The sequence below is a fragment of the Pseudomonas sp. L5B5 genome (genome assembly GCF_020520285.1).
Classification (GTDB): Bacteria; Pseudomonadota; Gammaproteobacteria; order Pseudomonadales; family Pseudomonadaceae; genus Aquipseudomonas.
The window spans coordinates 5226914-5247747 of record NZ_CP084742.1 but is presented as its reverse complement, the minus strand read 5'-3'; the positions used below and the strand labels follow the sequence as shown (position 1 = coordinate 5247747).

19 protein-coding genes are annotated in these 20834 nt (G+C 62.2%); 10 read left to right on the top strand and 9 right to left on the bottom strand.

Features of this window, described 5'->3' with window-relative positions; genetic code table 11:
* Positions 1 to 480 precede the first annotated feature (480 nt).
* Genes LGQ10_RS24025 through mrcB form a run of 3 tightly spaced genes read right to left on the bottom strand, consistent with a single transcriptional unit; the run spans position 481 to position 3906 of the window.
* Complete coding sequence (locus LGQ10_RS24025; RefSeq protein ID WP_058436624.1) at positions 481 to 816, bottom strand: YqcC family protein; 336 nt, start codon at positions 814 to 816, stop codon at positions 481 to 483.
* Complete coding sequence (locus tag LGQ10_RS24020; RefSeq protein WP_226523403.1) at positions 816 to 1565, bottom strand: tetratricopeptide repeat protein; 750 nt, start codon at positions 1563 to 1565, stop codon at positions 816 to 818. The genes LGQ10_RS24025 and LGQ10_RS24020 overlap by 1 nt, the downstream gene beginning before the upstream one ends.
* A gap of 16 nt (positions 1566 to 1581) precedes the next feature.
* Entirely contained in the window at positions 1582 to 3906 is a 2325-nt protein-coding gene (gene mrcB, locus LGQ10_RS24015) for a penicillin-binding protein 1B (RefSeq protein ID WP_226523402.1), read from the bottom strand.
* Positions 3907 to 4022: 116 nt separating this feature from the next.
* Here mrcB and LGQ10_RS24010 point away from each other — a divergent pair, with 116 nt between their 5' ends.
* The 4 genes from LGQ10_RS24010 (at position 4023) to LGQ10_RS23995 (ending at position 7323) form a co-directional block, all read left to right on the top strand.
* Complete coding sequence (locus LGQ10_RS24010) at positions 4023 to 5579, top strand: AAA family ATPase (RefSeq protein ID WP_226523401.1); 1557 nt, start codon at positions 4023 to 4025, stop codon at positions 5577 to 5579.
* Between the two features lie 93 nt (positions 5580 to 5672).
* A complete protein-coding gene (locus tag LGQ10_RS24005; protein ID WP_226523400.1) occupies positions 5673 to 6017 on the top strand; it encodes a pentapeptide repeat-containing protein in 345 nt (114 codons plus the stop codon).
* 219 nt (positions 6018 to 6236) lie between these two features.
* Complete coding sequence (locus LGQ10_RS24000; protein ID WP_085600571.1) at positions 6237 to 6509, top strand: TfoX/Sxy family protein; 273 nt, start codon at positions 6237 to 6239, stop codon at positions 6507 to 6509.
* A gap of 13 nt (positions 6510 to 6522) precedes the next feature.
* Complete coding sequence (locus tag LGQ10_RS23995) at positions 6523 to 7323, top strand: Crp/Fnr family transcriptional regulator (RefSeq protein ID WP_226523399.1); 801 nt, start codon at positions 6523 to 6525, stop codon at positions 7321 to 7323.
* 232 nt (positions 7324 to 7555) lie between these two features.
* On the opposite strand, the gene LGQ10_RS23990 is transcribed toward LGQ10_RS23995, so the two are convergent.
* The 4 genes from LGQ10_RS23990 to LGQ10_RS23975 are packed head-to-tail and all read right to left on the bottom strand — an operon-like array spanning position 7556 to position 11118.
* Positions 7556 to 8419, bottom strand: coding sequence for a ChaN family lipoprotein (locus LGQ10_RS23990; RefSeq protein WP_226523398.1), 864 nt, complete (start codon positions 8417 to 8419; stop codon positions 7556 to 7558).
* Between the two features lie 22 nt (positions 8420 to 8441).
* Entirely contained in the window at positions 8442 to 9209 is a 768-nt protein-coding gene (locus tag LGQ10_RS23985; RefSeq protein ID WP_226523397.1) for a heme ABC transporter ATP-binding protein, read from the bottom strand.
* On the bottom strand, positions 9209 to 10246 hold the full coding sequence (locus LGQ10_RS23980) for a FecCD family ABC transporter permease (RefSeq protein WP_058433562.1): 1038 nt from the start codon (positions 10244 to 10246) through the stop codon (positions 9209 to 9211). The genes LGQ10_RS23985 and LGQ10_RS23980 overlap by 1 nt, the downstream gene beginning before the upstream one ends.
* Positions 10243 to 11118, bottom strand: coding sequence for a heme/hemin ABC transporter substrate-binding protein (locus LGQ10_RS23975; RefSeq protein WP_226523396.1), 876 nt, complete (start codon positions 11116 to 11118; stop codon positions 10243 to 10245). The genes LGQ10_RS23980 and LGQ10_RS23975 overlap by 4 nt, the downstream gene beginning before the upstream one ends.
* Positions 11119 to 11334: 216 nt before the next feature.
* On the opposite strand from LGQ10_RS23975, the gene LGQ10_RS23970 reads away from it, so the two are divergent.
* On the top strand, positions 11335 to 11652 hold the full coding sequence (locus LGQ10_RS23970; RefSeq protein WP_226523395.1) for a Rieske (2Fe-2S) protein: 318 nt from the start codon (positions 11335 to 11337) through the stop codon (positions 11650 to 11652).
* A gap of 138 nt (positions 11653 to 11790) precedes the next feature.
* Here the strand turns inward: LGQ10_RS23970 and sfsA are convergent, their stop codons facing one another.
* Both sfsA and LGQ10_RS23960 read right to left on the bottom strand, forming a co-directional pair.
* Complete coding sequence (sfsA, locus tag LGQ10_RS23965) at positions 11791 to 12498, bottom strand: DNA/RNA nuclease SfsA (protein WP_058433565.1); 708 nt, start codon at positions 12496 to 12498, stop codon at positions 11791 to 11793.
* Positions 12498 to 13670, bottom strand: a complete 1173-nt coding sequence (locus LGQ10_RS23960) for a pyridoxal phosphate-dependent aminotransferase (protein WP_226523394.1) — start codon at positions 13668 to 13670, stop codon at positions 12498 to 12500. Before LGQ10_RS23960 ends, sfsA begins: the two co-directional genes overlap by 1 nt.
* Before the next feature lie 337 nt (positions 13671 to 14007).
* Here LGQ10_RS23960 and dksA point away from each other — a divergent pair, with 337 nt between their 5' ends.
* The 5 genes from dksA (at position 14008) to LGQ10_RS23935 (ending at position 20124) form a co-directional block, all read left to right on the top strand.
* The gene (gene dksA / locus LGQ10_RS23955; RefSeq protein ID WP_011063504.1) at positions 14008 to 14448 is read left to right on the top strand and encodes an RNA polymerase-binding protein DksA; all 441 of its coding nucleotides are present in this window, start codon (positions 14008 to 14010) and stop codon (positions 14446 to 14448) included.
* Between the two features lie 152 nt (positions 14449 to 14600).
* On the top strand, positions 14601 to 15488 hold the full coding sequence (gluQRS, locus tag LGQ10_RS23950) for a tRNA glutamyl-Q(34) synthetase GluQRS (RefSeq protein WP_226523393.1): 888 nt from the start codon (positions 14601 to 14603) through the stop codon (positions 15486 to 15488).
* A gap of 77 nt (positions 15489 to 15565) precedes the next feature.
* On the top strand, positions 15566 to 15742 hold the full coding sequence (locus tag LGQ10_RS23945; RefSeq protein ID WP_003176118.1) for a hypothetical protein: 177 nt from the start codon (positions 15566 to 15568) through the stop codon (positions 15740 to 15742).
* Positions 15726 to 18680, top strand: a complete 2955-nt coding sequence (locus LGQ10_RS23940; protein ID WP_226523392.1) for a sensor histidine kinase — start codon at positions 15726 to 15728, stop codon at positions 18678 to 18680. The genes LGQ10_RS23945 and LGQ10_RS23940 overlap by 17 nt, the downstream gene beginning before the upstream one ends.
* Positions 18681 to 18702: 22 nt before the next feature.
* Entirely contained in the window at positions 18703 to 20124 is a 1422-nt protein-coding gene (locus LGQ10_RS23935; protein ID WP_058433568.1) for a sigma-54-dependent transcriptional regulator, read from the top strand.
* Positions 20125 to 20834 lie beyond the last annotated feature (710 nt).

Here is a 20834-nt window from a genome sequence, read left to right as displayed (position 1 = left end):
GACTACGTCAGCACTGACTGAGCAAGCATTGGGAACGCCCCAAAGTGTTGCGGGGGTTTCCCACCCAGCGCGAGGTAACGCGTTGCGGGTGTAGCACTTCGGTGCGGATGTGCACCTCATGATCTGCTGAGCGGGTCTGCTTCTGGCAGTCCCTCTACAGCGGACTTTGGATTCTTCTGTTTCGTCCCCGGCAAGTCAAGTCGTCTATGTGGCTAATTCGAACTAAGCTCATGAAAACGCAATAAAAAGCCCAAAACCAGGGTAAATTCACGCTTCAATTGCGCGATTTTCCGCAAGAAACTCATAAACATGAACGTTGACTTTGTCCCTCCAACGACTGATCAGCCCCTGAAAGGCTGATACATTCACCACAGCAGGAACCGCAAGCGGACGCCTGGACTCCGGCCATGGAGCGACCAGAGCAGGAAAAGCCTGCGAAGACAATTGGAGGGAGGCTGCCAGGGCCCTGGCAGCCCTGCATCAATGGGTAGCGACGATCAGTTGATCGAACTCTTTGAGCAGCACTTGCAACTGCCGATCGCGCCCCTGCATGACACGGGTGGCGAACACCACCTCGGCCATTTCCTGAATTCCAGAGGCACTGGGCAGCGGCAGATCCTGCTCAAGAATCATCTTCATGCGCGGCAGGAAAATCCATTGCAGCCACTGCTCGAACTCCAACGTATCGACCGCAAAAGGCTGGGTACTGGCGAGGGCCTCGGCACTGGGAGAAACATCGTCCCATAGCCCCTGGAGCCGCAGTTCACGCTCGATCAGCAACAGTTGCTCGGCGATCCTGGGAAAACGCGAATCCATCACAGCGACACCCGGGCTTTCTGCCGAGCCTGGGCAGCGCCAGCGGCGTCCCCCTGCTTCTCGCGCGCCTGGGCGATCAGTTCCCACAGGCTTGCCTGCAGATCAGGACGACCATTGGCGAAACTCAGGCCCCGGCGAGCAAATTGCTCGGCTTGCGGAGCATCACCCTGGGCCATCCGCACCTGGGCCAGGCGGTACAACACCTGGGGCTCACGCGGCGCGACCCGCTGGGCACGCTCGAGGCTGGAGGATGCGCCATTCAAGTCACCACCGGACTGTTGCTGCTGGGCAGTCGTCAACAGCGCCAGCACCGGGCCATCCAATTGCTCGTCCGCCGACAGGCCACCGGCACGGGCCGAGGGAATGCCGCTCGGAGTCGCGGGCAGGTTGTAGGAGCCCTGGGTGATCGGTGCGGGCTGGTAGTTCGAGCCATCCACCGGGCCCGGGGTAATAGGACCGGAACTGACCGGCCCCGGGGTGATCGGCGAGGTACTGATCGGCGCCGAGGTCGTCGCGCCACCACCACCCGGCACCATGACCACCACGCCCGAATCCTCGGGAATGGCTCGGGCCTGGGCTTGCGCCGGACGCTTGATCGTCGTCTGGCGGAAGCCCCCGGTAGCAGAAATCCGCTCGTTGTTGGACACGGCTGTGCTCGAGTCCACGACGGGAATGGAGCCGCGCTGCACACTGGCGCAACCATTGAGCATCGCAAGAGCTGTAATAGCTGGAACCCACCACTTGTTCACGTCAAATCCTCATTGCTTAGTTCATCCAGCCCTTGACCCAATCCATCACCGACTCGCCACCTGCCGGGGTATCTCCACCGCAAGCAGCGCCGGGAGGCGGTTCGCTGCCGCGAATATACGGCATCTGCACAGCCCCCGGACAGTTGGCATCGGAGCCCTGCCCGGTACGCGAATCGACCCAGGCCTGGACCACGTTATCCGGTTGCGGCATGTCCAGCGGTAGCGGATCGGCCTTGCGCATGAAACTGGTCCAGACCTGCAAGGCCCCGGTCGCTCCCGTGAAGGGGGTCTTGCCGTTGTCATCGCGACCCAGCCAGACCACCGCCAACAGATCCTGGCTGAAGCCTGCGAACCAGCTGTCACGGGAATCGTTACTGGTGCCGGTCTTGCCGGCCAGCGTCAGGCTGTTGGGCAGAACGCTGTACACCGAACGCCCGGTACCTTCGCGCATCACTCGCTGCATGGCGCTCTGGATCAGGTAGATCGAACCGGCATCGAAACGCTGCTGGATCTGGAAGGGATAACGCTTGAGCGGTTCACCTTCAGCGGTCAGCACGCTGCGAATCCCGCGCATCGGCGTATTGAAACCACCATTGGCCAGGGTCTGGTACATGGTGGCCACCTCAATCGGGCTCATGCCCCCTGCCCCCAGCAGCATGGATGGAAATGCCGGGAACTCGCGGGTAACGCCCAGGCGACCAAGGGTTTTCAGGACATTCGGCACCCCCACTTCCAGGCCGAGCCGCGCCGTGGACAGGTTGTAGGAATGGGCCAGCCCCTGGTACAGGAACACCGTGCCGTGGCTGCGGCGATCATAGTTCTGTGGTTTCCACACCTGGCCATCTGCGCCCTTGACCGAAAAGGCCTCGTCCGAGAGCCAGCTGGTCAGCGTGTACTGGCTGGGCTTCTCCAGGGCCGTCAGGTAGACCGCGGGCTTGATCAGCGAGCCGATCGGCCGCACTGCGTCCAGGGCCCGGTTGAATCCGGCAAAGCTGGCTTGGCGACTGCCAATCATGGCTTGCACTTCACCGGTTTCCGGGTTGGTCACCACCATCGCCGCCTCGACGTCCTCGGCCCCCTTGCGCCCGGCCAGACGCTTGAACGTATCGTTGACCGAAGCCTCGGCCTTCATCTGCAGGATCGGATCGAAACTGGTGAAGATCCGCAGCCCTTCCTCGGTCAAGTCTTCATCGCGATAGTCCTCGCGCAACTGGCGCTTGACCAGGTCGAGGAAACCGGGGAACGAGCTATCGGCCAGGCTGCCGCGCTTGGTCACCCCCAGGGGCATCTTCTTCGCGGCCTCGACCTGCTCGGGCGTCGCAACGCCCTGCTGGGCCAGCAGGTCGAGCACCAGGTTGCGCCGCTCCATGGCACGTTCCGGGTAACGTCGCGGATTGTAATAGGAAGGCCCCTTGACCATGCCCACCAGGAGCGCCACTTGGTGCAGCTTGAGCTCGGACAGCGGCTGGCTGAAGAAGAACTGGCTGGCCAGACCAAAGCCATGCACCGCACGCTGGCCATCCTGGCCGACGAAAACCTCGTTGAGATAGGCCTCCAGGATCTCGCGCTTGTCGTAATGCAGCTCCAGCAACAAGGCCATCATCGCCTCGGTGAGTTTGCGCGACAGGCTGCGCTCGTTGGTCAGGAAGAAGTTTTTCACCAACTGCTGGGTCAGGGTGCTACCACCCTGGCGCATCTGACCCGACGAAGTGTTGACCCAGACTGCCCGGGCAATCGACTTCGGCGAAACCCCGAAGTGCGAGTAGAAGTCCCGGTCTTCCACCGCGACCAGGGTTTCCAGCAGGTATGGCGGAACCTGGTCGATCTTGATCAGGATCCGGTCTTCGAGGTTCTTGGGATACAGGCCGCCAATCAGCAGGGGCTCCAGACGCACCACTGCCAACTTCGCCCCCTTGCTGCCGGAAAGCTCGGCGACATAGTCACCGGAGAACCGCACACGCACCGGCTGGGCCTGCTCCAAACCTTCGTAGAACTGGAATCCGCGGGTATTCAGTTCAACGGCATTGCCGTTGACCGACGCCGCGCCAGGACCATTGGCCACGCTTTCGCGGCGATAGCCCAGGGCATCCAGCTCCGTCAGGAAGTCATCCTTGCTGAGCTTTTGTCCGACGAACAGCTCCAGCGGGCGCGCATACACCTTGGCCGGAATGGTCCAGCGCTTGCCGGAAAACTTTTCCTGGACCACGGCGTCGAGGTAGACCGCAAAGCCGGCGATCACTACCAGGCCCACCAGACTGAGCTTGAGCGCCCAGCCCAGCCAGGGGCGCAGGCCGCCAAAGGGAGTTTTTTTTGCAGAACGGGGGGATCGGGTACGAGTCATGGCGGCGGATTATACGCACTTTGATTCATCATCAACATGCGCCAACCGAGGTTTGCCTTGGCGTCTCCAGCGGCCATAATAACGCCCTTGATTTTCCCCACTCTGAAGGATCGCCTGTGAGCCAGTCACTGATCGCTGCCCTGCAAAACCCCGCTTTGTACCCTCATCCCGTAGACGGGTTTCAGGTCATCGAAACCCATATCTCCTGGGTTCTGCTCACTGGCCCCTTTGCCTATAAAGTGAAGAAGCCGGTCAACTTCGGTTTCCTGGACTTCACCAGCCTGGACGCACGCGAGCATTTCTGCGGCGAAGAACTGCGCCTGAACCAGCGCCTGACCGAAGACCTGTACCTGGAAGTCCTGCCGATCACCGGCAGCAGCGAGGCACCGGTACTGGGCGGAGAGGGACCGGTGATCGACTACGCGCTGAAAATGCGCCAGTTCCCCCAGAGCCAACTGCTGAGCACCCTGCAGGCCAACGGCGAACTGACCACCGCGCACATCGACCAGATGGCCCGCCAGATTGCCCAGTTCCACCTCAGCGCCCCCAAAGTGCCCGCCAGCCATGAAGCCGGGACTGCGGACAGCGTGATGGCACCCGTGCGCCAGAACTTCGAACAGATCCGCCCGTTCCTCAGCGACAAGGCCGACCTGCAACAGCTTGAAGCCCTGGAGGCCTGGGCCGAAACCAGCTTCGAACGCCTCAAACCCCTGCTGGCCCAGCGCAAGAGCGACGGTTTCATTCGTGAGTGCCACGGCGATATCCACCTGGGCAACGCCACGCTCATCGATGGCCAAGTGGTGATTTTCGACTGCATCGAATTCAACGAGCCCTTCCGCTTCACCGACGTGTACGCCGACACCGGCTTCCTCGCCATGGACCTGGAAGACCGTGGCCTGAAAAGCCTGGCGCGGCGCTTCATCAGCCAATATCTGGAGCTGACCGGCGACTACCAGGGCCTGGAACTGCTCAATTTCTACAAGGCCTACCGTGCCCTGGTACGTGCCAAGGTCAGCCTGTTCAGCATGCCCGCCGACGCCACACCCGTGCAGCGCGCGACCACCCTGCGCCAGTACCGCAACTACGCCAACCTGGCAGAGAGCTACAGCACCATCCCATCGCGCTTCCTCGCCATCACCTCGGGGGTTTCGGCGGTCGGCAAGAGCCATGTGGCGATGCGCCTGGTCGACGCGCTCGGCGCCATTCGCCTGCGCTCCGACGTCGAACGCAAGCGCCTGTTCGGCGAGCAGCAGATAGCCAACGACCTGCACGCAGGAATCTACAGCAGCGAAGCCAGCAGCAAGACCTATGACCGCCTGCATCAAATCGCCGAAATCATCCTGCGCGCGGGCTTCCCGGTTGTCATCGACGCTACCTACCTCAAGCGTGCCCAGCGTGATGCTGCCGCCCAGGTTGCCGAAGCCACCGGTACGCCATGCCTGATCATCGACTGCAGCGCTCCTCAGGCGGTCATCGCCAGTTGGCTGGCCCAGCGTCAAGCCGACCAGAACGATCCATCCGATGCCACCCTGGCAGTGATCGCCGAGCAGCAAGCCACGCGTGAAGCGCTGACAGAAGAGGAGCTGCTGCGCAGCAAGCGCGTCGAGACCAACGAAAGCGGCAGCCTGGACGCCCTGGTCGCCAACATTCGCCAGCGCCTGCCTGGCCTCTGACCCACTATTTCAGCCGTGAAGTGGCAAAGACTTCACGGCTGAAAAATAGTGGCACTATACTGGCGTCATAAATCCAACACTGGTGATGTCGCCATGAGCCAACCCAAACTTCTCGACACTGCGCTTTTCGCCTTGCTGCACAAGGACGACATCACGGGGTTCAACCGTGAGCGCCCCAACGACGGTTCCATCGATATGCGCGGTGGCGACTTCCGCGGCCTGGACCTGCGCGAGCTGAATGCCCAAGGCATCGACTTCACCGATGCCTATTTCCGCTCTGCCGACCTGCGTGGCCTGGATCTCAGGAGCGCCTGCATGGAAGGCGCAAGCCTTGCCCACGCGCAGATTTCCGGCGCCTATTTCCCGGTGGAACTGACGGCCGACGAGATTCTGATGTCGGTCAATTTCGGCACCCGCCTGCGGTATCACACCCGCTGATCTCCCCCCTCTGCGTCCGGCGTCTCGCTCTGCGCCGGACTGCGCTCATGACGCTGCCCCCTTCTGTTGCGTGCTGCCCTGGCTTCGCTACTCAAACGGTAAATGACCCGCCTTAGAAGCATTTGCACGGAACCCGACCAAAGCACAGCGCGTTTTCTGCTGAGCGCTACACTCCTTTGAGGTTGTCCACTCACCATTCGGCCAACGCCAGGAGGCTTGATGAATGATGAACTGCAACACTTGAAGAATCTCGGCAAGACATCCGCACAGTGGCTGCATGCAGTGGGCATCCATAGCGCTTCGGACCTACGTCGCCTGGGGGCGGTGGACGCCTACAGGGCCGTGCGGACCCGTGGTTTTCGCGCCTCGAAGGTCTTGCTCTACGCCATCGAGGGGGCCCTGATGGACATGCACTGGAATGACCTTCCCGCCGAACGCAAAGAGGCCCTGAACAAACAGCTGGATGCCATTTCCACTCGTCCAAAGAACTGACTGGCGCACCTCTATGTATCTACTGGGAGAGCAACCGGCCTACGCCGATGCCTTGATCAATCGCCTGCAGAATATCCCTGTGCAGCTGCTCGAAGGCCTGGCGTCCAGCGGGCCGACGCTGGAACTTGAAGCCATGGAGGACCTTTCCGGCGCCCTGCCCGGCCACCAGTTGTACTTGCTGGAAAGCGGTGTGATCCAGGCCAGTGTCGAGGATCGCCCGCTGTTCTACCTGCATGAAGGCGACCTGGTGGGCCTGCGCCGCGGCATCGAGCATCCCCTTTGGCTATTGAGTTGCGATGCCCCGCTCCAGTTGATCCCCTACCTGAGGGCCGACGTGTTTCGGCACATCTATGCCGACGAACAGCGCTCGGAACTGCTGCTGCAATACCTGATCGGCCAGACCGCATTGCTCTCGGATGCCGTTGCCCGCCTGAAACCGCCACAGTTGCGCAGCCACAACGGCTTCAAGCGCGTGCAGGAAGGCGAAGTGCTGATTACCCAGGGGGATGAAGCAGACCATGTATTCGTGATAGTCGAAGGGCATGCGCAGGCCTTCGTCGACGGGCACAAGGTGGGCGACGTGCCCAAGGACGAGATATTCGGGGCAATGTCGCTATTCACCGGTGAGAAACGCAGCGCCAGTGTGATCGCCAGCGAACCGACCACGGTCATGCTGATCCCCAGGGAGCAGTTTCTCAGCCTGACCGAGAGTAACCCGCGAATCGCCCGCAGCCTGATCGAGAGCATGGCCAGACGCATCAATCAGTTGAACAGGGAAGTGATCCGCCTCATGACGCTCAACGACAAGGAATGAAAGGACTTGGAGCGCCGATTCAAACAAGCGTTTGGCGAAATATGCAAAAAGTGGAAAGCACTTCATTGACATCGAAATGAGAATCGTTATGATTATCACAACTGGTCGCGAGATCAGTCGATAACCTGGAAGACCAGTGGTTCGGACTCTCAGATTATCTCCTCATCAGGCTAATCACGGTTATTTGACCCGGCTCTGCCGGGTCTTTTTTTGTCCGCTGAAAACCGTCCTGTCAGCGCTTGAGTCGCGCGCAGTAATCCTGCTCAGGCTGAGGTGGGGTAAACCAGACCACATCAGCCTCTGTCCGACTCACCACGCTGCCCCGCTCTGCCAGCATCAGCACCATAGCGTCCCCTGGCCGTCCCAGCTCAGCCAGATGCAGGGGCACTCCCAGATCCTTGCGGGCATGAAAGGCTCCGGCAAACAACAACGCAGGCGCTGGCGCCGCAAGCAGTCGCTCGGCCATGCGGCGATCACGTTGCTGCTGCACGGCCAGCATGGCCGGTACCTGGGCCTGCGGCAGCAAACCACAGTGGGATTGGAGAATCTGTTCGGACAAGGCCTCAGTCACCGCCCTGGCATTGACTCGAGCGCCTGGCAAAGCCGGAGCCCGGCCATAGATACTGCGCACTTCCTCACGGTCCAGATTGGCAGAGAGCAGAGGATAGGGCTGCTTCAGGGCATACCCCACCAGCGGGCCATAGAGGCTCCAGTCCCAGCCCGGCTGCCAGGCCAGTAATCCGGGCAAGTCATCAGGCAACCGCGCCCCATTGATCGACACCTTGGTGGCGTCGACGCTCGCTTGTTGAGCAGGGTTGAGCATCTCCAGCAGCAGGCTGCCCTGGGAACGTTGACTGGCCAACGAACGCAATAACCACAATTGCACCGAATGGTGATCGGGATTGTCATGCTGCTCACCGACGATCACTCGCGGTGCCTGAGCCAGGAGCACCGCAAGCGCCTCAGGTGCAAGCGCCTGCCCCGTACGCAGATCGACGATGCTGCCCGGCGGCGTCTCCACAGGCGGCGGCAAGATAGGCGTGGTGCCCTGGCATCCCGCCAGCAGCAGGACCAGCACCAACAGGTGCGCACGCATCGAAATCCCTCCAGGCTGCACGTCAGCGGGCGATGATCAACGGATGTCCGCGTTCCGGATGTTCCTGCACCAGGACCTCCAGGCCGAACACGGCCTTGAGTGGCTCGGCTCGCAACACGGCAGCCGGGGTGCCCACAGAATGAGGGCACCCGCCTTCGAGCAACAACACCCGATCACAATAACGTGCTGCCAGGTTCAGGTCATGGAGGATCACCAGCACCGCCACACCACGGTCGGCGAACGCCCGGATGGCTTGCAAGGTAACGTGCTGATGCAAGGGATCGAGTGCCGAAGTGGGTTCGTCGAGCAGCAGGTTGTGCCCCGCCTGACCCGGCCACAGTTGTGCCAGGACCCTGGCCAGGTGCACCCGCTGGCGCTCGCCCCCGGACAGGGCGAGGTAGCTGCGCCCACAGAGGTGCGCCACATCAGCCGCCTCGAGGGCCGCAGCGACTATCTCTTCATCACGTGCTCGACCGCTCTGGTGGGGCAGACGCCCCAGGCCCACCACTTCTTCGACCCGAAAGGCGAAATCCAGGCTCGATGCCTGCGGTAGTACCGCCAGGCGCTGGGCACGCTGGCCCCCCTCCCAGTGCGCCAGCTCGCGTTCATCCAGCAGCACCCGCCCCTCGCGGGCCACCAACTCGCCACTCAAGGCCCCCAGCAGGCTGCTCTTCCCGGCCCCATTGGGACCCAGCACTCCCAGCACTTCTCCAGGTGACAATTGCAAGTCAATGCCTGCCAGCACGTCCTTGCCGCCGCGCCGGACGTGCAGATTCTCCACGCGAAGCATCAGGCGCGCCCTCGCAGCAATAGATACAAAAAGAAGGGGGCGCCAAGAAAAGCAGTGACAATACCGATGGGCAGCTCCGCTGGAGCCAGCGCCAGGCGCGCGACCAGATCGGCCAGTAGCAACAGGCTGGCTCCTGCCAGGATCGAAGCGGGCAGCAGTATCCGGTGGTCAGGCCCGGCCAGCAGGCGCACCAGGTGCGGCACTACCAGTCCGACAAAACCGATCATGCCCGCTGCCGCGACAGCCGCGCCTACTCCAAGGGCGGTGCAGAACACCAGTTCGCGCTTGAGCCCCTCGACATCGACGCCCAGGTGCTTGGCCTCCGACTCTCCCAACAACAGCGCATTCAGGGCCTTGGCCCGTCGTGGCAGCCACAGGGCGACAGCCAGGGTTACCAGCAACAGGGGCCACAGGCGCTGATAGCTGGCTCCGTTCAAGCTACCCAGGTTCCAGAAGGTCAGGGTACGCAGGGTGGTGTCATCGGCCAGATAGGTAAACAGCCCTACGGCAGAACCGGCCAGGGCGGTCAGGGCAATCCCCGCCAGCAGCATGGTTGCCACATGGGTCTGGCCATTGCGCCGCCCCAGGCGATAGACCAGCGCCGTGACCCCCAACCCGCCGAGAAAGGCACAGAGTGACAACAGGTAGGGGCCGAGCGCCTCCGGCAGGCCACCGAACATCGACCCACCGACAATAGCGATGGCGGCACCCAGGGCCGCGCCACTGGATACCCCTACCAGCCCGGGGTCTGCCAGGGGATTGCGAAACAAGCCCTGCATCGCCACGCCCGACAGCGCCAGGACCCCACCGACGGCCAGGCCAAGCAAGGTCCGGGGCAAGCGGATCTGCCCAAGGATCAGCTCCGCCTGCTCCAGGCCTTGTCCGTCGATCGGTAGACCGAGCATTCTCAGGGCCGCCCGCAAGGTATCGAACAGCGGCAGGCTCACCGGCCCCAGGGCCAGGGACAGCCAGGTAGCCAGAAGACACAGGACCCCAAGGCCGAGAAACAGCGTGCGTGGCTGGACCAGACGACTCATTGGGCCGGCTTGGCCTGTGGATAAAAAGTCGTCGCCAGGTGCTTCAAGCTCTCAGGCAGACGCGGGCCAAGGCCTCCGACCAGCAAGGTAGGGTCCAGCTCGACCATTCGCCCGGCCTTGACCGCCTTGGTGGCCACCAGCGCCGGGTTTTCCTTGAGCAACGCGGCGCGGGCCGCCTCGCCGGTCAGGCTGCGGTCGGAAAACACCAGCACATCCGGACTCAGGCCCGCCAGGGACTCCACCGAGAAAGGCTTGTAGCCGGTATGGGTCGCGAGGTTGTGCCCGCCGGCCTGTTGCAGCAGCCAGTCTGCAGCAGTGTCCTTGCCTGCGATCAACGGTTTGCCACCAGCGTGTCCCAGCACCAGCAATACCCCGGGAGCCGACTGCCTGGCCTTGGCCCGGCCGACCCAGGCCTGCTGCTCGTCGAGTTGCTGTCGATAGCGCTGGAAGAGTTGCCCGGCCTGCTCTTCACGCCCCAGCAACTGCCCCAGGTGCTGCAGGTTACGCTGCAAGGTCGGCAGGTCAGCCTGGGCAGAAAACAGCTCGACCTTGACGCCCGAGCTGCGAATCTGCGAGATCACCGGTGGCGGTCCCATTTCCTCGGTCCCCACCAGTACCTCTGGCCGCAGGCTCAGGATCCCCTCTGCCGACAGCTGACGCTGGTAGCCGATACTGGGCAGAGCCTTGAGCGAGGCCGGGTGCTGGCTAGTGGTGTCGACCCCCACCAGTCTCGATTCTGCACCCAAGGCAACCACCCACTCGGACAAGGCGCCTCCGGCACTGACCCAACGCTGCGACGCTTCCTCGGCGGCGGCCCAATGGCTCCCCAGCAATCCGGCACAGAACGCTAAGGCGCTGGCAGTCAGGCGCATAAGAACATTTCCTTTATAGAAGTGGGCCCGTGAAGCAGTTGTCCATGTGACACGCCTGGCGGGCCAGGCATCGAAATGGCAAGCGCCCCTTAGTGAGCGGGACGGCCATTTGATAATTGTTTTCATTTGACCGTCAAGCGTCGGCGTATTTCCTTCTGCAACCGCAGAAAACCCCTGGCAGGCCAACACCAGAGCCTTAGGACCGAGAGGATAGCCATGAAATTTCTTTGCGCCGGTAGCGAACTGCCTGAAGCCGGCAGCCGGGGCTTTCAGATCGAGGGCGTGAAGCTCCTGGTCGTGCGGCGTGAAAACCGAGCGTATGCCTACAGCAACCGTTGCCCTCATCGCGGCGTCGCTCTGGAATGGCAACCCGATCAGTTCCTGGACCCCAGCCACAGCCTGATCCAGTGCGCCACCCATGGCGCACTGTTCCTGATCGAAAGCGGCGAGTGCGTGGCCGGTCCCTGTGCCGGCCAGTTCCTTCAGGCCATCGACTGCCGCGAGGACAGCCAGGGGATCTGGGTCGACCTCTAGCAGGCCGCTGAAAAACTGCCTGCGTTGCAATCGCTGCGTTAAAAACACGCTCAAAATGCTCATTTACCACTGGTAAACTGCGCTTTTCGCCTGTTCTTGCCTTGCGCTGACTGCCTTGCCTACGTTTTCAACGGTCTGCTAGAGCTGCACCTCGAGGCGCCGATCGATGGATATCTCCTGGTGCGTCAGATGCACGCCATAGGCCAGCACCTCGACTCCCGCCGCTACCGCCTCGCGCAGCGCCGCGGCGTACCCGGGGTCGATTTCCACGGCCGGGCGCACCGCCTCGATGCCTGACAAGTTGACGCAATACAACTGCACCGCGCGCACGCCGTCGCGGGCCAAGGTCGCCAGTTCCCGCAGGTGCTTGGCGCCGCGCAGGGTCACTGCGTCGGGGAAGGCCGCGACGGACGAACCATCGAAACCCAGCGTGACACTCTTGACCTCGACGAACGCCGAGCCATTCGGGTAGTCGAGGCGAAAGTCGATGCGGCTGTTCTCCTGTCCATACGCCACCTCGCGCTTGAGCCCGGTGAAGCCTCGCAACTCCCCGATCAACCCGGCCTGCAGTGCTTCCTCCACCAGCCGATTGGCACGCCCGGTATTGATACAGGCCAGGCGCCCCTGCGGGGTTTCACCGATTTCCCAGGTGCCTGGGAGCTTGCGCTTGGGGTCGTTGGAGCGACTGAACCACACCTGCCCACCTTCGACCATGCAGTTGAGCATCGAGCCGGTGTTGGGACAGTGGATGGTCAACTGCTCGCCGTGGAGGGTTTCGATATCGGCCAGAAAGCGCTTGTAACGACGCACCAGACGCCCCTCTTCCAGGGGAGGATCGAAACGCATCAGCCTTGCCAGCTCTGCAGGCCACGAGCAATGCGCTCGACCGCTTCCTGCAGGCGCTCCAGGCTCTGGGTATAGGCAAAACGCACATGGTGCCCCGACTGGTAGCGGCCGAAGTCCAGGCCCGGGGTGAAGGCCAGGTGCTCGGTTTCCAGAAAGTGCCGGCAGAAGGCGAAGGCGTCGCCGCCAAAGGCGCTGATATCGGCATACAAGTAGAAGGCCCCTTCAGGCTCCACGGCGATACCGAATCCCAACTCGCGCAGGGCCGGCAGCAGGAAGTCCCGGCGCCGTCCGAACTCGGCGCGACGTTCCTCCAGAATGCTGATGGTCCGAGGTTCGAAGCAGGCCAGGGCGGCATACTGGGCCATGCTGGGAGCGCTGATGTACAGGTTCTGCGCCAGCTTTTCCAGCTCACCGACCGCGGCCTGGGGAGCCACCAGCCAACCCAGGCGCCAGCCGGTCATGCCGAAATACTTGGAAAAACTATTCAGGACAAAGGCGCTGTCATCCACTTCCAGGACGCTGGCCGCATCGATGCCATAGGTCAGCCCGTGATAGATCTCGTCCACCACCAGGTGACCATTTCGCGCCTTGACCGCGGTCGACAGACCCGCCAGCTCGTCACGACTGAGCACCGTGCCGGTAGGGTTCGCCGGGGAAGCCACCAGGGCTCCGACGCTGTCCTGGTCCCAGTAGCGTTCCACCAGGTCCGGTGTCAGCTGGTAACGCACTTCCGGCCCGACCGGAACCAGTTGCGCAGCCCCTTCCACCAGACGCAGGAAATGCCGGTTGCACGGATATCCAGGGTCCGCGAGCAACCAGTGCTTGCCGGGGTCCACCAGCAGGCTGCTGGCCAGCAGCAGGGCTCCAGAGCCACCCGGGGTGATCATGACTCGCTCGGGGTCGATATCCAGGCCATAGCGCTGCTGGTAGAACCCGGAGATCGCCCTGCGCAGCTCGGGAATGCCCCGGGCCGCGGTATAGCGCGTCTTGCCGGCGCTCAGGGCCGCTTGGCCGGCCTGGATGATCGGCTCGGCGGTGGTGAAATCCGGCTCGCCGATCTCCAGGTGAATCACGTCATGCCCTGCCGCTTGCAGTTCGTTGGCCCGGGCCAGCAAGGCCATGACATGGAAAGGTTCGATAGCGCGACTGCGCGCACTGTAGGGCAGAGCCATTGGCCTTCCTTCATCCAAGGGGAGCGAAAACCCGATTCTACCCATGCTGTGAAGATCACGAGAACCCGGAGGCGTACCAGGGCTCCTGCGCGCAGCTTCATGCACAAGCAGCGGAACCTTCAGCTTTGACTAAAATCAATCATTGAACGAGGCGGTCAGAAAGCCATATGAGGCTTTTCCCGTCCCTGCGGGCCAAGCGGGACAGGGGCTCGACAACCGGGAGTAGCGCGCTCTGATTTGATCTGGTAAGTTCGCCGGCTTGCAGTCGCAGGGCCGGCAACTGTCGGAGATGGAGCAATCCTGCGCAATGGATTACAAGAGTAGAGGCGGTCCATTCATGCCCACCCAAGCAAAGCAACAGATTCAATCGATCAGCGGTTTTGAACCTTATGTTGAGACTGCGGGCGAAGAGTACATGGGCAAGCCCATGCGCGAGCACTTCACCAAGATCCTGAACAAGTGGAAACAGGACTTGATGCAGGAAGTCGACCGCACGGTTGATCACATGAAAGACGAGGCAGCCAACTTCCCCGACCCGGCCGACCGTGCCAGCCAGGAAGAAGAATTCAGCCTCGAATTGCGCGCCCGCGATCGCGAGCGCAAGCTGATCAAGAAGATCGACAAGACCCTGCAACTGATCGAAGACGAAGAATACGGCTGGTGTGAATCCTGCGGCGTCGAGATCGGCATCCGCCGTCTGGAAGCCCGCCCTACTGCCGACATGTGCGTAGACTGCAAGACCTTGGCGGAAATCAAGGAGAAACAGGTCGGCAAGTAAGCATTGGCCTGTGTCAGAAACGGAGCGTTCATTCGCTCCGTTTTCGTTTCTGCCTCCCCTTTCGCCTCCCCCATACGAGCCCCCCTGCTCGCGATGGTGCTCGCTGCCAACGCCGTCACCATTGTCGGGCCAGACCAAGTAACCTGCGCGCCATGACTGCCTCTTCCTATATCGGACGCTTCGCCCCCACGCCCAGCGGATACCTGCACTTCGGCTCGCTGGTCGCCGCTCTCGCCTCCTATCTGGATGCCCGCGCCGTCGGCGGCCGCTGGCTACTGCGCATGGAGGACCTGGACCCGCCCCGTGAAGAACCGAGAGCCCAGGCGGCAATTCTCAAGGCCCTGGAGAGCTACGGCTTCGAATGGGATGGCGAAATGATCCGCCAGAGCGAGCGCCACGACGCCTATGCCCAGGTCCTCGACCGGCTGTTCAACCAGGGCCTGGCCTATGCCTGCACCTGTTCGCGCAAACAGCTGGAGCCCTACCACGGTCTCTACCCCGGGCTATGCCGCAACCTCGGGCATGCCCGGGACAATGCGGCCATTCGCCTGCGGGTGCCGGAGCTCGAATACCACTTCACCGACCGTGTCCAGGGGGCATACAGCCAACACCTGGGCCGGGAAGTCGGGGACTTCGTGATTCGTCGTCGCGATGGCCTCTACGCCTACCAACTGGCCGTGGTGCTCGACGACGCCTGGCAGGGCATCACCGACATCGTGCGCGGCGCCGACCTGCTGGACTCCACGCCTCGCCAGCTGTACCTGCAGGAGTTGCTGGGCCTGCCTCAGCCGCGCTACCTGCATGTGCCGCTGATCACCCAGCCCGATGGCCACAAGCTGGGCAAATCCTACCGTTCGCCGCCACTGACCGAAGACCGGGCGCCCCCCTTGCTGTTGCGCGCTCTGCGAGCCCTGGGCCAGGAACCGGGAGCCGAACTGGACGACGCCAGCGTCGCCGAGATCATGAAGTGGGGCGCCCGCCACTGGGACGCCTCGCTGATTCCGCGCACACTGAGCGTGCCGGAAGCGCAATTGAACTGACGCCTCTTGCAGCCTGGCGCCCATCCGTTACCATCGCCGCACGTTTTCGGGCACGCACACAATAAAGAGAGGCCGAGATGTACATCTATCGCTTGGTCCTGCTCCTGGTAGTGGGGATCTATCTGTTTTCCCCAGCCATCATGGATTGGTGGATCGATGCTACTGGCGCCTGGTATCGCCCGTATCTGCTCTGGCTGATTCTGATCGTCGTGACCTTTATCCTGCAGAGCCAAAAAGATGCCGATGAGCTTTAGCCTGACCCAGATGATCCTGATCAGCGCCGCCTACCTGATGGTGCTGTTCGGGGTGGCCTGGATCAGCGAACGCGGCATGATCCCGCGCTCGATCATCCGCCATCCGCTGACCTACACCCTGTCGCTGGGGGTCTATGCCAGCGCCTGGGCCTTCTACGGTACGGTGGGCCTGGCCTACCAGTACGGCTACGGTTTCCTCTCCAGTTACCTGGGGGTATCCGGGGCATTCCTGCTGGCACCGGTGCTGCTTTACCCGATCCTGAAGATCACCCGCACCTACCAGCTGTCGTCCCTGGCCGACCTGTTCGCCTTCCGCTTCCGCAGCACCTGGGCAGGAGCCCTGACCACCATCTTCATGCTGGTGGGGGTACTGCCGCTGCTGGCCCTGCAGATCCAGGCGGTGGCCGACTCCATCGGCATCCTGACCCACGAACCGGTACAACACCGGGTGGCCTTGAGCTTCTGCGCGCTGATAACCCTGTTCACGATCTTTTTCGGTTCACGGCACATCGCCACCCGGGAAAAACACGAGGGCCTGGTGTTCGCCATCGCCTTCGAATCGGTGATCAAGCTGATCGCCATCGGTGGCGTCGGCCTTTATGCCTTGTATGGGGTATTCGACGGCCCGCAACAGCTGGAGCTGTGGCTGCTGCAGAACCAGACTGCCCTCGCCGCGTTGCACACCCCCTTGCAGGAAGGTCCGTGGCGCACCCTGCTGCTGGTATTTTTCGCCTCGGCGATCGTCATGCCGCACATGTACCACATGACCTTTACCGAGAACCTCAACCCCCGGTCGCTGGTCAGCGCCAGCTGGGGGTTGCCGCTGTTCCTGCTGCTGATGAGCCTGGCTGTGCCGTTGATCCTCTGGGCAGGACTCAAGCTCGGCGCCACCACCAATCCGGAATACTTCACCTTGGGGATCGGCATCGCCGCCAACAGTCCGGCCCTGGCGCTGCTGGCCTACGTCGGTGGACTGTCAGCCGCCAGCGGCCTGATCATCGTCACCACCCTGGCACTTTCGGGGATGGCGCTGAACCACCTGGTGCTGCCGCTCTACCAGCCACCGGCGGAAGGCAACATCTATCGCTGGCTGAAGTGGACTCGCCGCGCCCTGATCGTCGCCATCATCATGGCCGGCTATGCCTTCTACCTGCTGCTGGGCGCCGAGCAGGACCTGGCCAACCTGGGAATCGTGGCCTTCGTCGCCACCCTGCAGTTCCTGCCCGGGGTACTGTCGGTCCTGTACTGGCCGACCGCCAATCGCCGCGGCTTCATCGCCGGCCTGCTGGCGGGCATCCTGGTGTGGCTGGTGACCATGCTCCTGCCGCTGATCGGCAACCTGCAGGGTTTCTATATCCCGCTGCTGAACATGATCTACGTCCTCGACGACACCAGCTGGCACATGGCGGCCATCGCTTCGCTGGCGGCCAACGTCCTGATGTTCACCCTGATCTCGCTGTTCACCAATGCCAGTTCCGAAGAGGCCAGTGCCGCCGAAGCCTGCGCAGTGGACAACGTGCGTCGCCCGCAACGCCGGGAGCTGCATGCCGCCTCGCCCCAGGAGTTCGCCACGCAACTGGCCAAGCCGTTGGGCGCCAAGGCCGCGCAAAAGGAAGTGGAACAGGCCCTGCGCGACCTCTACCTGCCCTTCGATGAACGCCGGCCCTATGCGCTGCGGCGCCTGCGGGACCGTATCGAAGCCAACCTGTCCGGCCTGATGGGGCCGAGCGTTGCCCAGGACATGGTCGAAACCTTCCTGCCCTACAAGGCTGGCGGTGAAAACTACGTTACCGAGGACATTCACTTCATCGAGAGCCGCCTCGAGGACTACCACTCGCGACTGACCGGCCTGGCTGCCGAACTCGACGCACTGCGCCGTTATCATCGGCAAACCCTGCAGGAGCTGCCCATGGGCGTCTGCTCCCTGGCCAAGGACCAGGAGATCCTGATGTGGAACAAGGCCATGGAGGAGCTCACCGGGATCCCCGCCCAGCATGTGGTGGGGTCACGCCTGGGCACCATTGCCAACCCTTGGAAGGATCTGCTGCAAGGTTTCATCAACCTGCCGGACGAACACCTGCACAAGCAGCACCTGGCCCTGGATGGCCAGACTCGCTGGCTGAACCTGCACAAGGCCGCCATCGACGAACCCCTGGCCCCGGGCAACAGCGGCCTGGTGCTGCTGGTCGAGGACTTGACCGAAACCCAGACCCTGGAAGACAAGCTGGTGCACTCCGAGCGCCTGGCCAGCATCGGGCGCCTGGCCGCCGGGGTGGCCCATGAGATTGGTAATCCGGTGACGGGCATCGCTTGCCTGGCGCAGAACCTGCGCGAGGAGCGCGAGGAAGATGGCGAGCTGACGGAAATCAGCGGACAGATCCTCGAACAGACCAAACGCATCTCGCGGATCGTCCAGTCGCTGATGAGTTTTGCCCATGCGGGCAGCCACCAGCACAACGACGAGGCGGTCTGCCTGGCCGAAGTGGCGCAGGATGCCATCGGCCTGCTGGCCCTGAACCGGCGCAATTTCGAGGTGCAGTTCTTCAATTTGTGCGATCCCGACCACTGGGTGGATGGCGACCCACAGCGCCTGGCCCAGGTCCTGATCAACCTGCTGTCCAATGCCCGTGACGCCTCCCCGCCCGGTAGCGCGGTACGCGTCAAGAGCGAGGCTTTCGAGCACACGGTCGACCTGATCGTGGAGGACGAAGGCAGCGGCATTCCCAAGAACATCATGGATCGATTGTTCGAACCGTTTTTCACCACCAAGGATCCAGGGGAAGGCACCGGTCTGGGCCTTGCGCTGGTCTATTCCATCGTTGAAGAGCATTATGGACAAATCACCATCGACAGCCCGGCCGATCCACAGAGCCAGCGCGGTACCCGTATCCGAGTGACGTTACCGCGCCATGTCGAAGCGACGTCCGCTGTGACCTGAGACCGTCGAGAGAATTGAATCAATGCCGCATATTCTGATCGTCGAAGACGAAACCATCATCCGCTCCGCCCTGCGACGCCTGCTGGAACGCAACCAGTATCAAGTCAGCGAAGCCGGCTCAGTGCAGGAAGCACAGGAGCGCTTCAGCATCCCCTCGTTCGACCTGATCGTCAGCGACCTGCGCCTGCCTGGCGCCCCGGGTACCGAGCTGATCAAGCTCGGCCAGGGCAAGCCGGTACTCATCATGACCAGCTACGCCAGCCTGCGCTCGGCCGTGGACTCGATGAAAATGGGCGCGGTGGACTACATCGCCAAGCCATTCGACCACGACGAGATGCTCCAGGCCGTGGCACGCATCCTGCGGGACCGGCAAAGCGCCGAACAGGCTCCGGCGGAACGTCCAGCGAGCAAACCTGGGACCAGCGCCGACAAGACCGGGGCCGCCAATGGCGAGATCGGCATCATCGGCTCCTGCGCACCCATGCAGGACCTGTACGGCAAGATCCGCAAGGTGGCCCCAACCGACTCCAATGTACTGATCCAGGGCGAGTCCGGTACCGGCAAGGAACTGGTAGCCCGCGCGCTGCACAACCTGTCCAAGCGCGCCAAGGCACCGATGATCTCGGTGAACTGCGCGGCCATTCCGGAAACCCTGATCGAATCCGAGCTGTTCGGCCATGAAAAAGGCGCGTTCACCGGTGCCAGCGCCGGACGTGCCGGCCTGGTGGAAGCGGCCGACGGCGGCACGCTGTTCCTCGACGAGATCGGCGAACTGCCGCTGGAGGCACAGGCACGCCTGCTGCGAGTCCTGCAGGAAGGCGAGATCCGCCGGGTAGGTTCGGTGCAGTCGCAGAAGGTCGATGTGCGCTTGATCGCAGCGACCCACCGTGACCTCAAGAGCCTGTCGAAGATCGGCCAGTTCCGTGAGGACCTGTACTACCGCCTGCACGTGATTGCCCTGAAGTTGCCAGCCCTGCGCGAGCGCGGCGCCGACGTCAATGAAATCGCCAATGCCTTCCTCGCTCGCCAGAGTGCGCGTGTCGGCCGAACAGACCTCAAGTTCGCCGCCGACGCCGAGCAGGCGATCCGCCACTACTCCTGGCCTGGCAACGTGCGGGAGCTGGAGAATGCCGTCGAGCGTGCAGTGATCCTGTGCGAGAGCCCGGAGATCTCCGCGGACCTGCTGGGCATCGACATCGAGCTGAGCGACCTGGAAGACGAAGATTTCGCCGGCCTGACGCCTCAACCGGGCGCTGCGAGTCATGAACCCACCGAAGACCTGTCACTGGAAGACTACTTCCAGCACTTCGTCCTCGAACATCAGGACCACATGACCGAGACCGAGCTGGCACGCAAGCTGGGCGTCAGCCGCAAGTGCCTCTGGGAGCGCCGTCAGCGCCTGGGTATTCCACGACGCAAAAGCGGGGTGACCAGCGAAGGCTGATACCTGCACGGTCCGACTGGGGTAACAGCGGATTTGTGAAAAAAACTGTTACCCCTGTAAGTGGACGTAACAAAAGCCGGGGCTAAAGGTAACGAAGCCCCGGTTTTTTTTGCCCTGAAAAAACCTGACAACCCCCTCCAACCCCTTGTTTTATTGAGCTTTGCAAAAGTTGGCACGGCACCTGCTATATGTTTGGTACAAGAACAATAACAAGCAATGCACAAGACAATAAAAATAAGACGAATCGACTCACGCATAACAAAAACAACACGGCGGAGGCGCAGCTAACTGATTCTTTTGGAGAGGCGTTGTATTTGGGGCTTGCCCCACAACCAGGCCGAGAACAACAAAAACTGCCCTAAAGCAGAGCCTGAACTGGTTGGATCGAAAGGTCATTGCAACTCAGCGATCAAAGCAATCCGTTTGCTCTTGGCTCCCGATTGGGAGGGTCACTCTGGGTAAACCAGGTGACAAGGGCGTTAAACAAAAACAAGAAGCCCGAAACCAATAATAAAAATAGAGCACGCAACTATTCTGGGGGAGCTTCGGCTCCCCTTGTGGTTCCTGGCGTTTAACTCCAGCCATCCCCTTGCGCCACAGCCGCCTGTGCATAAGTCGCGGCAGCGTCCTACACCATCCTTCGACTAAATGCTAGAATCCCGGCCCATCATGCGGTCATTCTTCGTTTTGGCCGAACATTCCTTCAAACA